The organism is Clostridioides sp. ZZV15-6597 (genome assembly GCF_020657815.1).
Lineage (GTDB): Bacteria > Bacillota > Clostridia > Peptostreptococcales > Peptostreptococcaceae > Clostridioides.
This window is the reverse complement of sequence record NZ_JAGWCT010000225.1, coordinates 1-1133: the sequence shown is the minus strand read 5'-3', so window position 1 is coordinate 1133 and position 1133 is coordinate 1. Positions and strand designations below refer to the sequence as shown.

The window sequence follows — 1133 nt, the reverse complement described above, 5'->3', positions numbered from 1 at the left end:
GCATATTTATGTAATCATATATTAATATTAAAAAATAGAGATTGATAAATACTAAAGTGAAATTTAAATGTTTGTACTAATATTTGGAATATTATAGTGTTTTTATAAGTATACATATACAGGGTGATGTTGTGAGAAAGTACATAAAACATATAATTTTTAGTTTTGTTATGGTGTGTCTAGTAATAGTATCAATATTTGAAGTGAAAAATATTTCTGAAGATGTTATCAAATATATGCCAATAACAAATAAAACAATAATTTTAGATGCTGGTCATGGAGGTATTGATCCAGGAGCATTAAACAAGGATAAGAGCACATCTGAAAAAGATATCAACTTAGCAATAACACTTAAGCTTAGAGAGCTTATAGAATCAAGTGGAGGTCTTGTAATATTAACCAGAGAAGATGACAGTAGCCTCTATAAAGAAGAAAATAATAAAACTACAAGACAAAAATATAATGAGAACTTAAAAAATAGGAAAGAAATAATTTCTAATTCCAATGCTAATATGTTCGTATCCATACATCTAAATGCATTTGAACAGTCTAAATACTATGGAGCTCAGACCTTTTATCCTAAAGATAAACAAGATAGCAAGGAATTATCGAAGTGTATTCAAGAAGAACTTAAAAGAGTAGTAGATAAAACAAATAACAGAGAAGTTAAGCCTAGAGATGACATATACCTTTTGAAAGAAAATAATATTCCATCAGTGTTAATAGAGTGTGGTTTTCTATCAAATGAAAAAGAATGTAAACTTTTGACAGATGAAACATATCAAGAAAAGATAGCGTGGGCGATATACATAGGTATACAAAAATATCTAAGTTGAAATAATTATAAAAATAAGTCTAAATATGTAAATAGCTTGTATTGAGGTGTTTAAAAATGCATTAATATGAGCTATTTTTGTTTTGACAAAAAAATAATTAAAATAAAAGTTAAAAAAGCGTTGACTTAGAATAACATAGATGATATTATATATGAGTGCCCAAAAGGAGCACAAAAATAAGACAAAAGAACTTTGAAAATTAAACAGTAGGTTAATTTATAAACAAGAAACAAACCATAAAGCCAGATATTTTGATAACAATAGTATCTGAGCCTGATAAACTTTTATTTGAGAGTT

The 1133-nt window shown here is 26.4% G+C and carries 1 protein-coding gene; it reads left to right on the top strand.

The window, feature by feature from the left end:
* Positions 1-131: 131 nt before the first annotated feature.
* Positions 132-836, top strand: a complete 705-nt coding sequence (gene cwlD / locus KGF52_RS20980) for an N-acetylmuramoyl-L-alanine amidase CwlD (RefSeq protein ID WP_227436991.1) — start codon at positions 132-134, stop codon at positions 834-836.
* Positions 837-1133: the final 297 nt, after the last annotated feature.